The organism is Sphingobacterium sp. UME9, from assembly GCF_014170215.1.
Taxonomy (GTDB): Bacteria; Bacteroidota; Bacteroidia; order Sphingobacteriales; family Sphingobacteriaceae; genus Sphingobacterium; species Sphingobacterium paramultivorum.
Genome location: NZ_LZZP01000009.1, coordinates 288,420 through 303,750, shown reverse-complemented (window position 1 = coordinate 303,750; position 15,331 = coordinate 288,420). Strand labels below are relative to the sequence as shown.

General features: G+C 39.4%; 15 protein-coding genes. 4 read left to right on the top strand and 11 right to left on the bottom strand.

Going from position 1 to position 15,331, the window contains the following annotated elements:
• Position 1 precedes the first annotated feature (1 nt).
• From A9970_RS14550 to A9970_RS14525, 6 genes are all read right to left on the bottom strand, one after another.
• Positions 2-841, bottom strand: coding sequence for a sulfurtransferase (locus A9970_RS14550; RefSeq protein ID WP_182982817.1), 840 nt, complete (start codon positions 839-841; stop codon positions 2-4).
• 100 nt (positions 842-941) lie between these two features.
• Complete coding sequence (rpsA, locus tag A9970_RS14545) at positions 942-2,873, bottom strand: 30S ribosomal protein S1 (RefSeq protein WP_153846562.1); 1,932 nt, start codon at positions 2,871-2,873, stop codon at positions 942-944.
• Between the two features lie 227 nt (positions 2,874-3,100).
• A complete protein-coding gene (locus A9970_RS14540; protein ID WP_153846563.1) occupies positions 3,101-4,066 on the bottom strand; it encodes a YihY/virulence factor BrkB family protein in 966 nt (321 codons plus the stop codon).
• 1 nt (position 4,067) lies between these two features.
• Positions 4,068-4,475, bottom strand: coding sequence for a thioesterase family protein (locus A9970_RS14535; RefSeq protein WP_153846564.1), 408 nt, complete (start codon positions 4,473-4,475; stop codon positions 4,068-4,070).
• Entirely contained in the window at positions 4,475-5,515 is a 1,041-nt protein-coding gene (mltG, locus tag A9970_RS14530) for an endolytic transglycosylase MltG (protein WP_182982816.1), read from the bottom strand. Before mltG ends, A9970_RS14535 begins: the two co-directional genes overlap by 1 nt.
• A 143-nt stretch (positions 5,516-5,658) precedes the next feature.
• The gene (locus A9970_RS14525) at positions 5,659-6,645 is read right to left on the bottom strand and encodes a PASTA domain-containing protein (RefSeq protein WP_182982815.1); all 987 of its coding nucleotides are present in this window, start codon (positions 6,643-6,645) and stop codon (positions 5,659-5,661) included.
• 146 nt (positions 6,646-6,791) lie between these two features.
• Here A9970_RS14525 and A9970_RS14520 point away from each other — a divergent pair, with 146 nt between their 5' ends.
• On the top strand, positions 6,792-7,799 hold the full coding sequence (locus A9970_RS14520) for a D-alanine--D-alanine ligase family protein (RefSeq protein WP_145330310.1): 1,008 nt from the start codon (positions 6,792-6,794) through the stop codon (positions 7,797-7,799).
• A gap of 117 nt (positions 7,800-7,916) precedes the next feature.
• On the opposite strand, the gene A9970_RS14515 is transcribed toward A9970_RS14520, so the two are convergent.
• The 4 genes from A9970_RS14515 to A9970_RS14500 form a co-directional block, all read right to left on the bottom strand.
• Positions 7,917-9,161: a serine hydrolase gene (locus tag A9970_RS14515; protein ID WP_182982814.1), complete on the bottom strand. Its 1,245-nt coding sequence runs from the start codon at positions 9,159-9,161 to the stop codon at positions 7,917-7,919.
• Between the two features lie 19 nt (positions 9,162-9,180).
• Complete coding sequence (locus tag A9970_RS14510; RefSeq protein ID WP_182982813.1) at positions 9,181-9,828, bottom strand: hypothetical protein; 648 nt, start codon at positions 9,826-9,828, stop codon at positions 9,181-9,183.
• Positions 9,829-9,832: 4 nt separating this feature from the next.
• Positions 9,833-10,327 carry a dihydrofolate reductase gene (locus tag A9970_RS14505; protein ID WP_153846570.1) on the bottom strand — a complete coding sequence of 165 codons (495 nt, stop codon included), beginning with the start codon at positions 10,325-10,327 and terminating at the stop codon, positions 9,833-9,835.
• Between the two features lie 65 nt (positions 10,328-10,392).
• Positions 10,393-11,214: a thymidylate synthase gene (locus tag A9970_RS14500; protein WP_120335367.1), complete on the bottom strand. Its 822-nt coding sequence runs from the start codon at positions 11,212-11,214 to the stop codon at positions 10,393-10,395.
• 267 nt (positions 11,215-11,481) lie between these two features.
• Here A9970_RS14500 and mtaB point away from each other — a divergent pair, with 267 nt between their 5' ends.
• Positions 11,482-12,804, top strand: a complete 1,323-nt coding sequence (gene mtaB / locus A9970_RS14495) for a tRNA (N(6)-L-threonylcarbamoyladenosine(37)-C(2))-methylthiotransferase MtaB (RefSeq protein WP_075991309.1) — start codon at positions 11,482-11,484, stop codon at positions 12,802-12,804.
• Between the two features lie 117 nt (positions 12,805-12,921).
• Here the strand turns inward: mtaB and A9970_RS14490 are convergent, their stop codons facing one another.
• A complete protein-coding gene (locus A9970_RS14490; RefSeq protein WP_182982812.1) occupies positions 12,922-13,818 on the bottom strand; it encodes a DMT family transporter in 897 nt (298 codons plus the stop codon).
• 307 nt (positions 13,819-14,125) lie between these two features.
• Here A9970_RS14490 and A9970_RS14485 point away from each other — a divergent pair, with 307 nt between their 5' ends.
• A complete protein-coding gene (locus tag A9970_RS14485) occupies positions 14,126-14,698 on the top strand; it encodes a C40 family peptidase (RefSeq protein ID WP_075991311.1) in 573 nt (190 codons plus the stop codon).
• Between the two features lie 175 nt (positions 14,699-14,873).
• Positions 14,874-15,293, top strand: a complete 420-nt coding sequence (locus tag A9970_RS14480; RefSeq protein WP_075994657.1) for a hypothetical protein — start codon at positions 14,874-14,876, stop codon at positions 15,291-15,293.
• Positions 15,294-15,331 lie beyond the last annotated feature (38 nt).

Below are 15,331 nucleotides of genomic sequence, written 5' to 3'. Positions count from 1 at the left end.
ACTATTTTTCGATGGGTAGATTGAGCTCCTCACGGCCCCATTCTGACCAAGAACCATCGTATACACGGATTTGCTCGTGACCAGCAAGATGACAAGCAAATGCTAAGATTGAGGCCGTGATACCCGATCCACAGGAGAATACATATTCATTTCCGGTCGCATTAAAATGATCAAATTGCTGTTTCAATTCATCAACGGGTTTATAAACGATTCCGTCAAATACTTCTTCGAAAGGGAAATTTTTGGAGTGGGGGATATGCCCACCATGAAGGCCTTTCCGGGGTTCAGCTACTAAACCACTAAATCGACCTTTACTTCTGGCGTCAAAAATATTCACTTGAGCATCCCGATAATGTGTTAAGATATACTCTTTATCGGCATACAGGTTTGCTTGAAATTGGGCTTTAAAGTTACCGGGTCTTGCAGTGGTTGTATACTGGTCTACGAGTGGCAGTTTGTTATTTTTCCAAGCGGGAACACCGCCATTTAGAATAAAGACCTGTTCGCATCCCATGACCTTAAACATCCACCAGGCCCTTGGGCTTGAATAAACGCCCCATCTGTCATATAAGACGACCGTACTATCCTGATTAATTCCCAGGCTTTGCATTTCGTGTTCAAATACTTCTGCCGACACGAGGGTATGCGGTAATTTAGAAGTTGGATCCGATAGCTTTCCTTCGATGTCAAAAAATTGAGAATGGGGAAGTATTTCGAGCTTGGTATCCTTGATGGATTGGCCTACTTTGTCGATCGTACAATCGAGAAGGACAATGTCTGTATGCTGTCCCAATAATTCCTGAAGTTCGGTGGGGTTAATTAAGGCTGATTTGAATGACATAACAATAACGTTTATTGATACAAAATTACAAAAGCATCCCTATAAAAACAAAGCGGCTGTCCTTTTGGAACAGCCGCTTTTTATGGATTGAAATTGCTAATTACTTAGCGTTTTTATCATTTTCCATTTGCTCTTTCAATTGAGCTAACACGTCTAAGTCGCCTAAAGTAGATTTTTCAACAGAATCTTTTACTTTTTTCACAGCTGAAGATTCAGCTTTAGCGTCTTTTTTACGGTTGTTAGACTCTTCTTTGCGAGCTTCTTCTTTCTCTTCTTCCCAGATACGAGAGTGAGAAATTACCAAACGTTTGTTCTCTTTGTTGAACTCGATGATTTTGAATGAAGTAACTTCATCAACTTTCAATGAAGAACCGTCTTCTTTAACAGAGTGTTTAGAAGGACAGAAACCTTCAACACCGTATTGTAAAGCTACGATATCACCTTTGTCACCAACTTTGATCACAGTACCTTCGTGGATAGAACCTTCAGTAAAGATCGTTTCGAAAGTGTCCCAAGGGTTTTCTTCCAATTGTTTGTGACCTAAAGATAATTTACGGTTTTCTTCATCTAATTCTAAAACAACTACATCTAATGTTTCACCAACTTTAGTGAATTCGTTAGGGTGGTTGATTTTTTTAGACCAAGATAAATCAGAGATGTGGATCAAACCATCGATACCTTCTTCTAACTCAACAAATACACCGAAGTTAGTCATGTTTTTAACAACAGCTGTTTGTTTAGAACCTACAGGGTAACGCTCAGTGATATTTTTCCAAGGATCTGGAGTCAATTGTTTGATACCTAAGCTCATTTTACGCTCATCGCGGTCTAGCGTTAAGATTTGTGCTTCGATCTCATCACCAACTTTCAAGAACTCTTGTGGAGAACGTAAGTTTTGTGACCAAGACATTTCAGAAACGTGGATCAAACCTTCAACACCAGGGATGATTTCTAAGAAAGCACCGTAATCAGCAACTGTTACGATTTTACCTTTAACTTTAGAACCAATTTCTAATGCAGTATCTAAAGATTCCCAAGGATGCTCAGATAATTGTTTCAAGCCTAAAGCGATACGTTTTTTCTCATCATCAAAGTCTAATACAACAACGTTGATTGTTTGATCTAGCGATAAAACTTCTTTTGGATGCTCGATACGACCCCAAGAGATGTCTGTGATATGCAATAAACCGTCAACACCACCTAAGTCGATGAACACACCGAAGTCAGTGATATTTTTAACTGTTCCTTCTAATACTTGACCTTTTTCTAATTTAGCAACGATTTCAGATTTTTGGTTTTCTAAGTCGTTTTCAATTAATACTTTGTGTGATACGACAACGTTTTTGAATTCGTGGTTGATTTTCACAACTTTGAATTCCATTGTTTTACCTACGTATATATCGTAGTCACGGATAGGTTTGATATCGATTTGAGATCCAGGTAAGAATGCTTCAACACCTTTGATATCAACGATAAGGCCACCTTTAGTACGGCTCTTAACGAAACCAGTAATGATTGCATCATTTTCCAATGCCTCATTGATAGCTTCCCAAGATTTTTGAGTTTTAGCACGTTTGCGAGAAAGTACTAATTGACCGTTAGCATCTTCTTGAGATTCAACGAATACGTCAACTTTGTCACCAACTTTTAATTCTGGTAAGTCACGGAATTCTGATAAAGAAACTAAACCGTCAGATTTGAAACCAACATTTAAGACTACGTCTTTGTTGTTGATAGAAACTACAGTACCTTCAATAATTTCACCTTGGTTAACTTGGTTGAAAGTATCTGCGTATTGTGCTTCAAGTTTAGCGCGTTCAGCTTCGCTATAATTTCCGAAACCTTTATCATTTGCATCCCAGTCAAATTCACCTTCTGGTGTGATCCAAGTGTTTGATTTGATTTCATCGATTAAGTTTGAATCAGCTTCTGATTCAATTTTTTCAGTGTCTTTCACTACTTTAGTGTCAGCACCTTGTAGCTCTGCGTTTTTCGCTGCTAATTCTTTTTCTGCTTCTTGTTTTTTTGCCATTAATTAATTTTCTCCTTTTTCCTACTTTGTAGGAGTTGCAAAGGTACAAAAAAACTTTAAATGCAAAATTTTATTTTTCTTATTTTATTGAAAGACTTTCAGTTATAGGGGACTTTTTACATGCCAATTTTACAACGGATGGTATTTGAATTGTACTATTGCTAATTCTCGACTTTATTTGTGGAAATTCTTTTCCCATAAAATAGATTTTAAGAGTCTTAAAACGACTAGTCTTCTCTCTTAAAAGAGTTGAAAATGCGTGGCTTGGCAATAACAATGGTTTGTTTAGACAGCGCTATTGCCGCATTCAGTTCATAACCCAATAATAAAATAAGCGTATTCAAGTAAATCCAGAGCATGATAACGATTAATGTCCCGATGGATCCGTACAATTTGTTATATGCACCGAAATGATTGATATAAAATGTAAATATTGAAAACGTCAATATCGCTAGAATGGTAGCCATAGATGCTCCGGGACTAAAGAGTTTCCATTTATTGGAGGTAGAAGGGCCAAATTTATAAATACAGCTTACCGTGAAAAAGTAAATAGCGAATATAATCAACCATCGGGCGATTTTAAGTAGAATAGCCCAGAAGCTGGATTTAATACCTGTCGTTTCCTTGAGGTAGTCTATCGTAATACCGGCGATGGTAAATATCGTCATCCCCACGGTTAACGCAAAAATAATCAGGATAGCCAAAGCTAAAGCAAGCAATCGCTTTCTGATCCACGGTCTTCTTTCCGTCATCAATGAAGCCTTATTGAACGCATTCATGAGGGAGGCCATACCATTAGTCGCGAAATAGGCCGCAAACACAAAACCGAAGGATAGCAACCCGCCATTTTGATTCTTGATAATATCCTCCAAAGTCGTTTCAACAACGAGAAATGCATTTTTAGGAATAACTACGGCAAGGAAATCCAACAACTGTTCCTGAAAATTATTAATCGGAATATAAGGGATTAACGTAAATAGAAAAATGATTCCCGGAAAAATGGCCAATAGAAAGCTATAGGAGAGGGAAGAAGCCTTGCTGGCTATGGAATCTCTGGAAAGCTCCTGGAAAAAAAATACGGCCACAGTGTAAAGTGGTAGTGAGCCAAAGCCAGGTAGTACGACGCGTTTACTCCATTCGATTAATCTAAAATAAGGTTCAAAATTTAATAGCCATTGGTGGATTTTCCCCATATCAATTAAAATATTTACTCATCTTATCCAGGAAAACCTGTGGCGGCATACAAGGCCTATTTTTCTCCATATTGACAAAGACCAATGTTGTTTCTCCCTGGTTGAGTAGTTCCCCACTCTCATTGAAAAGCTCATATTCGAAAATGATGCGAACGGCGGGTTTCTGACGAATTGTTACACGTATTGTGATCAAGTCATCATATTTGCCTGGTTTCAGATATTTCGTTTTCATCTCCGCAACGGGGAGCATGACCCCCATTTCTTCCAGTTCCCGGTAGGATATCCCTGTGCTCCGCAACATTTCAGTTCTCGCTATTTCATAAAACGCAGCATAGTTTCCATAATAGACATAGCCCATTTGGTCTGTTTCTGCATAGCGGACGCGAATCTGATGGTCAAATACAAACATTATTTTTTAATATTTCTAGCGTCCAGAGCCTGTTGAAATTTACGTGCATTGATTAAATGCTCAGCTTCTGTTTTTGCAAAATTATGGTAACCCGAAAAATCATCTTTGGCACACATGTAGATATAATCATGTTGCTTAAAGTTTAAGACCGCATCAATTGCAGCGATACTTGGAATTGATATAGGGCCTGGAGGCAATCCTCTATAGATGTAAGTATTGTAAGGATTGTCTGTTCTGAGGTGCTTATTCAATACCCTTCTAATTGTAAAGTCATTATTAGCAAAGATCACCGTAGGATCTGCTTGCAATAACATACCTTTTTTGAGACGATTTAAATATAAGCCGGCTATCATGGGCATTTCATCCTGGTGTAACGCTTCACCTTTCACAATCGATGCCAATGTGCTAACCTGTTGTGGTGTCAGATTAAGCGCTTTTGCTTTTGCCGTACGATCCGCATTCCAAAACTTTTTCCACTCGTCATCAAAACGAGCGATTACCTTTTCAGGATCCGTATTCCAGTAGATTTCGTAGGTATTAGGGATGAACATAGAAATCAGATTTTCTTTTGTAAATCCATACTTCTGTGCGGTAGCCTCATCATTCAATACAGCGATAAATTGTGCAGAATCTGCCTCGAAACTTTTTCCAAGGAGTGCGGCCATATGCTCTTTCAGTCGCACATTGGAAAACCTGAATTTTACCGGTTCTTGGTAGCCACCAATCAAATTGCCGACTAAGCGTCTATTGTTCATTCCTGGGGTTAACAGATAACGTCCGGGTTTTACGCTTTCTTCATATTTTTTATATTGTGCTGCACGCTCAAAGGAAGCGATATCATCCACGAGATTTGAATCCTTGATTGATTTCAATACATCCTCATATTTTTCACCCTCGTGTATATACAGGTACTTTTTCTCTCCCGATACATTCGAAGCATAAAATGCTCTATAAAATGTCCAGGCAAAATAACCTCCAACAACGATAACGATTAACGCAATGATTTTTAACCAACTTGGTATTCCTTTTTTATTTTCCATTCTAAAATTTTTTATTCATCTGTTGTTCGCTATTTATAGCCGTTATATAGCCTTTAGCGGTCAATGGTTGATGAATCTGCCAAGAACTTTAATCCATTATGATGGCGGTCATTCGACGCAGCTTCATTTTTGAGTCAATAAACTTAAAAGCCTAAACTATTCCCTTTATTTTCCTTTTCCTTTTTTTGCCCTGCTGCAGGATTTGTCGTTGTCGGCTTAGCTGCAGGGCTATTTGTTGTGTTACTTTTTGCTGGAGCAACAGGCTTTGACTGAACCGGAGGTTTTGCCGCTGGCGGAGTAACCTGTGTTTGGTTTGCCTGTGGTTTAGGTGTTGTCGTACCACCAATTGGAGCTCCTGTAGTTGTTGTTGGTGCTGTGAGTGAAAGTGTTACGTCAATTTTAGCGCCTAAACTGGTCAGGCCCTTTTCTATTCCTGGTGATTGCACACTGATTACTGCAGTGGCTGTATCCGTTACGCTTGGATCATAGGTTACAGTACCTAGACCTAAGCCAGCTCCAGATAAGGCGAACTTTGCTTCGTTTAATGGAAGCCCAACTAAATTAGGTATCTCCACTTCATTTGCTCCCAGTCCATTTCCCAAAACTAGATCTATACGTGAACCTTTAGGAATCATGCGCCCGTTGCGGATAGATTGTCCCGCAAATTGAGCATCCAATACGATATCCCTGGCGATGTCTGCGACATAAGAAGTGTCACCGATTCGAAGGTTATGGTTTTTCAAGATGGCTGTTGCTTCGATCAATGTTTTATCTTTTATATTCGGAAAAGCAACTTCAGGTGCAACCTGTGTGATAATGGTCAAATAAATAGTCCGACCCGATTTTACATGAAATCCTTGTTCGGGATCCTGCTCTATGACCATGCCAGGTTTGGCATCCATCTGATAGACGGAGTCAATTTGATATTCCAGCCCGGCGTCCTCCAAAGCTTGGATGGCAGCACTGATATGAAGGCCTTTCACTTTAGGAACGGCGATAGATTCATCATGTTTGGTATATATTTTCAGTCCAATATAAACGAAAAGGAATAGACATACTATCGCAATAAGAGCGGCAATAAGATTTTTCCTAAAAGTGGGGGTCTGAAGATATTGTACGACTTTGGACATTTCTCTGTTTGATAAAAATTAATTCTGCATAGAACCGCAATATTAAAGCCAAGTTTGCAGAATGATTAAATAAAATTATTCCTCACAAAATTATTCGTTTTTCCGTGTATAGCAAATTATATTTGCTATTCGAATCGCTAAAATTTATGAAAGCAAAAATAGCATTAATAACTGGAGGTTATACAGGAGAAGCTGAAGTTTCTTTTAAAAGTTCTGCCTTCGTCAATTCTCAACTTGATCACGACAAATACGATATATATTTGATTACAGTGACCAAAGAAGCATGGTACTATGAAGATTTAGACGGAAAGCGTCATCCGATTTCAAAAGCTGATTTTACCCTTCCATTGCATGGGGATATCTTGACTTTTGACTTAGCTTTTATTATGGTGCATGGTGTGCCTGGAGAAGATGGAAGACTTCAGAGCTATTTTGATTTATTAGATATTCCATATACCTCATGTGATGCTTTGACGTCCGCATTAACTATGAATAAAGGGTATACAAAAGCGATCTTATCGGATATTCCCGAGTTGCATTTGGCAAAATCGGTCCTACTATTTGAATCGCAACGCCCGGAGGCACTCAAAATCGTCGAAAGCAATCTTTCACTCCCTTATTTTGTGAAACCTAATGCCGGTGGAAGTAGTATCGGAATGACCAAAGTAAAGGAATCTGCACAACTGCAGGAAGCGATTGACAAAGCTTTTGATGCGGAAAATACAGGAAAACAGGTTATTGTTGAAGAATTTGTGACTGGACGCGAATTTTCCGAGGGAATTTTTCGGAATTCAAAAGGCGAGCTTGTTGTTTTGCCTGCCACAGAAGTTCGGACTACACGCGAATTTTTTGATTATGAAGCCAAGTATGTACCTGGATTGACCGAGGAGATTACGCCGGCAGACCTGACGGTCGAACAGCAGGAGCGTGCTGCGCGTATTTTAAGAGAAATCTATGTTAGATTGAACTGTAAAGGTATGGTTCGCGTGGACTTCTTTTTGGAAAACGATACCGATAAATTTTATTTTATCGAAATTAATACCATTCCCGGGCAGACTCCACAAAGTTTTATTCCGCAGCAGGTACGGGCTTTTGGAATGAAGGAGGGGGATTTTTACGGTGAGTTGATCGAAACAGCCTTACAATCGAAATAGTTCTATTCAGAAATACTTTGAAGCAAGCAACCTTCTGGCCAAAGCGGATAAAAAATATGTCACAATAGCGACACACACAAAAACGGTTTCATACATTGAAAGCCGTTTTTGTGTGTTTTATTTTCTGAAATCAAATTTGGATAGATCGGGTTTGAACTTTTTAACCCTTTTCAGTTCCTCCTGATAAATTACCTGCCCGATATTCTTTAAAAAGGGGTAGGTTACTGTGTCGTATTCATAGCGTCCATCGTTGTAGATGCCATTTTCATTGGACTGCACAACAACGGCGAGCATAAATTCTACCCCATGTTCAAAGTCGACGATATAGGCATTATCAATATTATAGCCATAAGAATCTCCATACTTGTTGAAGATCCGGATGTTGGGATTTAAGGTCGCATTTTTTTCACGGCCATAAAAAAGGAGCTTGCTATACGTTGGCCAAAATTCTGTTGGATCATATTTCGGGAAATCCGATTCAAAGGGATAGCGCGACATATAGTCATAGAGTAGGTCATAATCCTCCTTTTTTAGATTAAATCGTTCTTTAGGCTGAAATGCTTCCGGAAATAGTAATTTCTTCAATATGAACTGTTGATCTTCGAGTGCGTAGACATTAAGACCCTCAAAACTCCAGGGCTCATGAATAAATTCATCTTTATCGTTCATGTAACCTTTCCCCTGAAGAGTATTGGCCAGCTTCATCGTGTAGTCTTTTGGGTCGAATTGGGCCGTTTGTTGGTAGATGACATCTTTTCCATTATAAAAGGTAATGGGATTGGTATGTTTGGCCCATATTCCTTTGTCGCCAATGGCAAGACGGTTGACAATACGGCTGTATTTGGTGCCGTGTTTTTTTAGTTTCGCATTCAGTCCGGCACGGCCAATAAATTCAAACAGTCTATTTTGTGCATCATTGTCGCTGGTCAACAATATTTTTTTTACGTATTGTGCAACAGAGGGAAGACCATTGGCTGCGGACTCGTCCACAAGAACCTTAGTCTGCTTTTCAAATGCAGAATCAATGCGGAGGGGAGTATCTTTGGTTAAACCGGGAAGATGGAGGTCGTTGATTTTTTCTAAGGCCAGAATTGCTGTCGGCAACTTTACGGTACTTGCGGGATAAAAATACCAGTTCGGATTCAGTCGATAGCTATAGGACCTAAAATGTGGCCTATTGGATTTGTCACGATCAATTTGCGTATACAGAATCTGCACCTCATTTTTCGTCGGATGACTTAATATGTTTTGAAATAGATCAGGATGACTTTGGAGTAATTTTTCCAGGTAAACAGTATCTATCTGCTGAGCGTATGCGTCTGACATGAATAGGGCGAGAAATAGGGTGAGGTATTTGCGCATATCCAAGTATCGTGTTTATTTACTGTCGGTTAAACTCCTCTATGGCTTTTAACAGCTGGTTTTTTGATAACAGTTTTTTTGCTTTTTCATTTCCCTCTACATAAGGCTCCAAGGTTTCTTTTTTCAGTGGTAAAATTTCCTTCGCCTTTTCCATCTTGAAATGCGATATGGCAGGCTGATTGATATCAGCGGTCATGCTATAGCGGCGGATTCGCTTTTCATAACTGACAGTGTCGACCAAAAATAACCAGCAGCTATCTTGTGGAATGCCTTTAATTTTCTTATTCCAATAATCTATCCGATAAATTTCTTTTGTTTGATCTGGTGTTACAGTGTATTTTTTGCCTTTTTCCCGCCAAGATATCTCACTGGGTTTGGTTGCCGTTCTCAATTTTATTTTGGTTTTTGAAACGACAGTACTGTCATTTTTTAAAACAATATAAAATTTATACCTACTGCTGATCGGTTCGCGGTCGAAAGAATAGAGGATCGGCGCATACGATCCTGGTATTGTAATATTCCCACCTGGCGTACGCATCGTATAAGGTGCACGGAATTGCGCAAAAACTTGCGACAAATTACCCAGCATAACAAGTCCGAAGCATAAAATAGGCAGCACATACTTGGGCGTTCCAGTGTATGTTTGCCTGTTGGTTTTAATACCCATGGATTTATTTTCTCGAATAAACTTCAAAGGTATAAGCAAATGCATGTTTCTCATCTGCCTGATGCGAATCTGAGGAAATTAATTCCCATTCTTCGGAAGGTAATTCAGGGAAAAAAGCATCTCCTTTTAGGGTTGTATGTACCCGTGTCAAAAGCACTTTGTTTGCCAAGGGTAGCGCTTGCTGATAAATGTTTGCGCCACCAATGATAAACACTTCGCGTTCATCCCGGCAATATAAAAGTGCCTCTTGAATACTATTGGCTACATCAATATCTTCTCCCTGGAAATTTGCATTACGCGTGATGACAATATTCCTTCTGTCCGGTAAAGCTTTGCCTATGGCCTCAAAAGTCTTTCTGCCCATTAGGACAGAATGCGCAATGGTATTTCTCTTAAAATATTTAAAGTCGTTGGGTAAATGCCAAGGCATCTGGTTGTCGATTCCGATGGCATTGTTTTCCGACGCAGCTACGATTAATGTGATCGTTGGGTTGCTCATTTTTGATATAATGTGATTATTCGTCCGCTAAAATAATGTTGTTACAAAATTAGGTGCCTTCATTGTTAAACGGCAACCGGAGCTTTGATATGTGGATGTGATTCGTAGTTTAACAATTCAAAATCTTCAAACTTGAACTCAAAGATATCTTTTACTTCAGGGTTTATTTTCATCTGTGGTAGCGCTTTTGGCTCGCGGCTCAATTGGAGCTCCGTTTGCTCGAAGTGATTACTGTAGATGTGTGCATCGCCCAGAGTATGGATAAACTCTGCGGCTTCCATGTCGCAAACCTGTGCGACCATCATCGTCAACAAAGCATAAGAGGCAATGTTGAAAGGTACGCCAAGGAATATATCCGCACTGCGTTGATACAGTTGACAGGACAATTGTGGTTTCATGATGCCTTTTTCGGGCTGTGCTGGCGCCACATAAAATTGGAAAAAAGCATGGCAAGGAGGGAGTGCCATATGCTCTATTTCGGCAACATTCCATGCCGATACAATAATGCGGCGTGAATCCGGTGAATTTTTTAGCTGGTTGATCACCTGTGTGATCTGGTCGATATGGCGGCCATCAGGTGTTGGCCAGGAGCGCCATTGTGATCCGTATACAGGACCTAAATTCCCTTGTTCGTCAGCCCACTCGTCCCAAATGCTTACGCCATTTTCTTTGAGATACTGAATATTGGTTTCACCTTTAAGGAACCAGATCAGCTCATGAATAATGGATCGCAAGTGTAATTTCTTCGTCGTTACCAAAGGGAAACCTTCCTGAAGGTTGAAACGCATCTGATATCCAAAGACACTTTTGGTACCCGTGCCAGTACGATCTGTCTTTACAACACCATTCGTATATACATGTCTGAGTAAATCTAAATATTGTTTCATCTGTAAAAAAGTAATTATTAAATACTAAATATCAATGCTATAATCGAACTGGATAGGGACGAATAGCGCTGTTTTATGTGTCTGATTCTCAATCGGGGAATATTTGAATACATCATGTCCGGACTAATTTCGTTTGCCAGTAATAAGCCGCCGGTGCATTCAGCCTTTCAAGATAGTCAAAACTAAGGAAAATCCTTATAACGAGAAAGTCAAAACTTAAAATGATAAGAGCGGTTACTGAAAAAAAATGTAATTTTGCAAAATATTATGGAGAATAAAAAAGTAGCTTTTTATACACTTGGATGTAAACTGAATTATTCGGAGACATCATCCATTGGTCGTTTATTTAAAGATGCGGGCTATGATACCACAGCGTTCAATAGCCGTGCAGACGTTTATGTAATCAATACATGTTCGGTAACGGATAATGCTGACAAGAAGTGTAGAAAAGTAGTGAAGGAAGCATTAAAGCACTCTCCCAACGCCTATATTACGATTGTTGGCTGTTATGCGCAGCTAAAACCAAAAGAGATTGCAGAGATTCCCGGAGTGGATATGGTCTTAGGTGCAGCTGAAAAGTTTAATATTATTGAGCATATCAATGATTTGACGAAACAGGAAAAAACGATCGTTTATAATGGTCCAATCGATGAGACCAATCAATTTGTCTCGGCTTATTCGATTGGCGATCGTACGCGTACCTTCCTAAAAGTACAGGACGGGTGCGATTATTCATGTACATTTTGTACGATTCCTCTGGCACGTGGCGGAAGCCGCTCGGGTAAGATCGAAGATATTGTGCGTCAAGCGGAAGAAATTGCAGCTTCAGGCGTAAAAGAAATTGTGTTAACGGGAGTTAATATTGGTGATTTTGGTATTCGGGATGGTAAGCGTGAAGACCGATTCTTGGATTTGGTAAAGGCTTTGGATGAAGTCGAAGGTATCGACAGGATTCGGATTTCTTCGATAGAACCTAATCTTCTTTCCAACGATATTATTGAGTTTGTGGCACAATCAAAACGTTTTGTTCCACATTTCCATATGCCACTGCAGTCTGGAAGCAATAAAATTCTGAGTTTAATGCGCAGAAGGTACAAAAGAGAACTTTACACAGAGCGCGTCGCATTTATCAAGTCATTGATGCCTAATTGCTGTATTGGTGTTGACGTTATTGTCGGATTTCCGGGAGAAACACGTGAAGACTTTATCGACACGTACAATTTCTTGAACGATTTGGATATTTCTTATCTGCATGTCTTTACCTATTCAGAAAGAGAGAATACGATTGCAGCTCAAATGGACGGTGCTGTACCGGGAGCTCAACGCAGTGACCGTAGCAAAATGTTGCATATCCTTTCGGAGAAGAAGCGCCGTGCTTTTTATGAGTCACAGCTTGGCGAGACTGGTGATGTCTTGTTTGAGGCTGATGAGAAAGATGGATATATGCATGGTTTTTCTAAAAACTATGTCAAAGTACGGACCTTATACGATCCATTATTGGTGAATGAGGTTGTGCCGGTTAAATTTATGGACGTAACGGATTCTTGTGAAGTGGAGGTAGAAGAAATTCCGGAGACACTGACACATTAATCTTTTTAAGGGGGATACCATATTAAGATTTATAACATATAAAAAAGGCAATCTTCTCTAGTAAGATTGCCTTTTTTCGTTAAAAGGAATTCCAAAATTTCCCTATTGATTGCACCCCTAATGTGCACTGCTCTTTGCTGCGTTCAACCAGACGACGGTACCCAAGATCAAAAGCACTCCGAGCCATTGTATCGTGGATACACTTTCATGAAGGATAAAAAATGACATACAGGTGGCTACAGGTAGCTCCGCCGAACTTAATATTCCGCCTAAGGAGAAGCCTGTTTTAGGTAAGCCGTAGGCAAACAATAAAGGCGGGATGACTGTGCCAAATAGAGAAAGGATCAAGCCGAAATAGAGGAAGTTACCATCAAATTGACCATTCAATAAATAAGCAGGTGGAAATAAGGTAAAGACCATGATACAGGCCCCCGTTACCATAATAGCGCTTTTTTGAATGGGGTGATAGTCATTGCCGACACGGCCATTCACGATCATGAAGACCGAATAGGCGGTCGCCGCTAAAAGACCAAATAAAACACCTGTTAAGTTGAGGTGTTGTAAGCCTTTTTCAATAAGTCCAGTCGCTAATAATGTTGCAATGAGTACAATGCCGATGCCAATCAAGTTGTTTTTTGAAGGTTTTGCCTTGAAAAAGATAAATTCAATCAGCACACCGATCCAGATATACTGCATCAACAGCACAATGGCCAACGAAGCCGGAACAAGCTGCACACATTTGTAATAGAGGATACTTACCAAACCGGTAGAGGTACCACTGATTAATATCTTGATCCATGAAGATTTCTTGCTTGAAGAGTGAAATGACTTTGCAGAAAAGAGTTTGATGACAATATAGATAAGCCACAGTATAAGCATGCCAAATAAAACCTGAATTCCCGTTACCTCTCCTAAAGTCAACCCTTTACCATAAGCTTTCTTAACAAACGTTGATAGTATCCCAAAACTACTCGCACCTAAAAAGACAGCTAATGCACCTTTTAATTTTTCCATTCTCAAATAAATTAGGCGTCAAAGTTACGATTTCTGAACAATTCTTTTTCTTATCTGACGTTCTTATCAAGAAAAGCAATCTTCGGAGACAAGCTTAACAGTAAGGAGTAAATGCATCCAATAGGTGAAATTTATTGACTGGAAACATTCCTGTTCGTCGTAGCATGTTGCAGGGGACGGCTTTATAGCAGCGGTCATAGGAGTAAATTGTTTTTTAGCAGTGGGCAAATTTATTGGATATAAACAGCAATTTAATTAAGTTTGTTAGGCAAGTAAGTTTGTTAAGCAAGAACGTAAATCGAACAGCATGAGTGTCAGATCTTATTTTATCTTCTTTTTAGGTGCAGTTCTATTTTTGAGCAGTTGTTCAACGAAGAAAAAGGTACTTAGCTCCAACACACATTCTTCCAATGGCGCGGTTTTGACAGATGCGAGCTCAGCGCGCGGAAAAACCTTTTCCGGATCCCGACTTGACAATTATGCAGACTTACTCAATGTGAGTACAAAAAAACTAAATCCGCACCTTTATTCATTTATTGACGATTGGATGGGCATACCGCATCGTATGGGTGGACAGACCAAATCGGGGGTAGATTGCTCGGGATTTGTTAATTTGCTCTATATTGAAGTATACAAAGGGAATTTGCCCCGGACTTCGCGTGACATGGAAGGAATAGTAAAAAGAAAAAAGGTCGATAAACTTGAAGAAGGAGATCTCGTGTTTTTTTCTTTCGGACGAAATGGGATAGATCATGTAGGTGTATACCTGCATAATAATAAGTTTGTTCATGTTTCGACACGGAAAGGTGTTATTATCTCTGATCTTTCTGACAGTTGGTATGCTAAGACCTTTGTCGACGCAGGCTCTCCGAATATCTAAATGCGTGAATTTCATGTAGGTTTTATGTCATATCTTGATATAAACTTTTATACCCTATATAAATCCTTATTTTTGTCAAAATTTTATAGAAATGACAATCAAGAGTAAGAAGATTTTTTTGGGCCTTTGTATTATTGTGCCGTTTTTGATGTATTGTGTTTATTACTATAGTAATATGATCAAAAATGCCCCTTTTCGTTTTGCTGATTTTGAATCCATTGAATTCAAATATGGCGAGCCGAACCACATGGTCAACGAATACAATTCAAAAACACGTATCTATAAATATTTAGACAAAAAAGATTCTTTAATTACTGATACTGTAAAATTTACAAAAGACGATTTATTGTACCTGCACCGCAAAGCAATGGAGCTCGGCTTTTGGAACTTGGATACCGATATGACTGGTCCTGAATGGCAGCAGGATTCAACACATTCTAAAGTTCCACGTTTTTATTTAGAGTACAACTATAAAGATAAGTCCAAGCATATTACTTTAGATGCAGATTTTGCAGGCAACCCGCGTATGCATGACGCGGCAAAATCAATGATCGATGAAGTCAACCGTATGTTGGCAACCGCGCAAGCCCGATAGTTAAGAAATAAACCCTAAGGGTAAGAGAGAAATCAAGC

What these genes read in the sequence shown, in the direction of transcription:
- A9970_RS14550 (WP_182982817.1), bottom strand. Translation starts at nt 841, where the DNA reads ATGTCATTCAAATCAGCCTTAATTAACCCCACCGAACTTCAGGAATTA.
- rpsA (WP_153846562.1), bottom strand. Translation starts at nt 2,873, where the DNA reads ATGGCAAAAAAACAAGAAGCAGAAAAAGAATTAGCAGCGAAAAACGCA.
- A9970_RS14540 (WP_153846563.1), bottom strand. Translation starts at nt 4,066, where the DNA reads ATGGGGAAAATCCACCAATGGCTATTAAATTTTGAACCTTATTTTAGA.
- A9970_RS14535 (WP_153846564.1), bottom strand. Translation starts at nt 4,475, where the DNA reads ATGTTTGTATTTGACCATCAGATTCGCGTCCGCTATGCAGAAACAGAC.
- mltG (WP_182982816.1), bottom strand. Translation starts at nt 5,515, where the DNA reads ATGGAAAATAAAAAAGGAATACCAAGTTGGTTAAAAATCATTGCGTTA.
- A9970_RS14525 (WP_182982815.1), bottom strand. Translation starts at nt 6,645, where the DNA reads ATGTCCAAAGTCGTACAATATCTTCAGACCCCCACTTTTAGGAAAAAT.
- A9970_RS14520 (WP_145330310.1), top strand. Translation starts at nt 6,792, where the DNA reads ATGAAAGCAAAAATAGCATTAATAACTGGAGGTTATACAGGAGAAGCT.
- A9970_RS14515 (WP_182982814.1), bottom strand. Translation starts at nt 9,161, where the DNA reads ATGCGCAAATACCTCACCCTATTTCTCGCCCTATTCATGTCAGACGCA.
- A9970_RS14510 (WP_182982813.1), bottom strand. Translation starts at nt 9,828, where the DNA reads ATGGGTATTAAAACCAACAGGCAAACATACACTGGAACGCCCAAGTAT.
- A9970_RS14505 (WP_153846570.1), bottom strand. Translation starts at nt 10,327, where the DNA reads ATGAGCAACCCAACGATCACATTAATCGTAGCTGCGTCGGAAAACAAT.
- A9970_RS14500 (WP_120335367.1), bottom strand. Translation starts at nt 11,214, where the DNA reads ATGAAACAATATTTAGATTTACTCAGACATGTATATACGAATGGTGTT.
- mtaB (WP_075991309.1), top strand. Translation starts at nt 11,482, where the DNA reads ATGGAGAATAAAAAAGTAGCTTTTTATACACTTGGATGTAAACTGAAT.
- A9970_RS14490 (WP_182982812.1), bottom strand. Translation starts at nt 13,818, where the DNA reads ATGGAAAAATTAAAAGGTGCATTAGCTGTCTTTTTAGGTGCGAGTAGT.
- A9970_RS14485 (WP_075991311.1), top strand. Translation starts at nt 14,126, where the DNA reads ATGAGTGTCAGATCTTATTTTATCTTCTTTTTAGGTGCAGTTCTATTT.
- A9970_RS14480 (WP_075994657.1), top strand. Translation starts at nt 14,874, where the DNA reads ATGATCAAAAATGCCCCTTTTCGTTTTGCTGATTTTGAATCCATTGAA.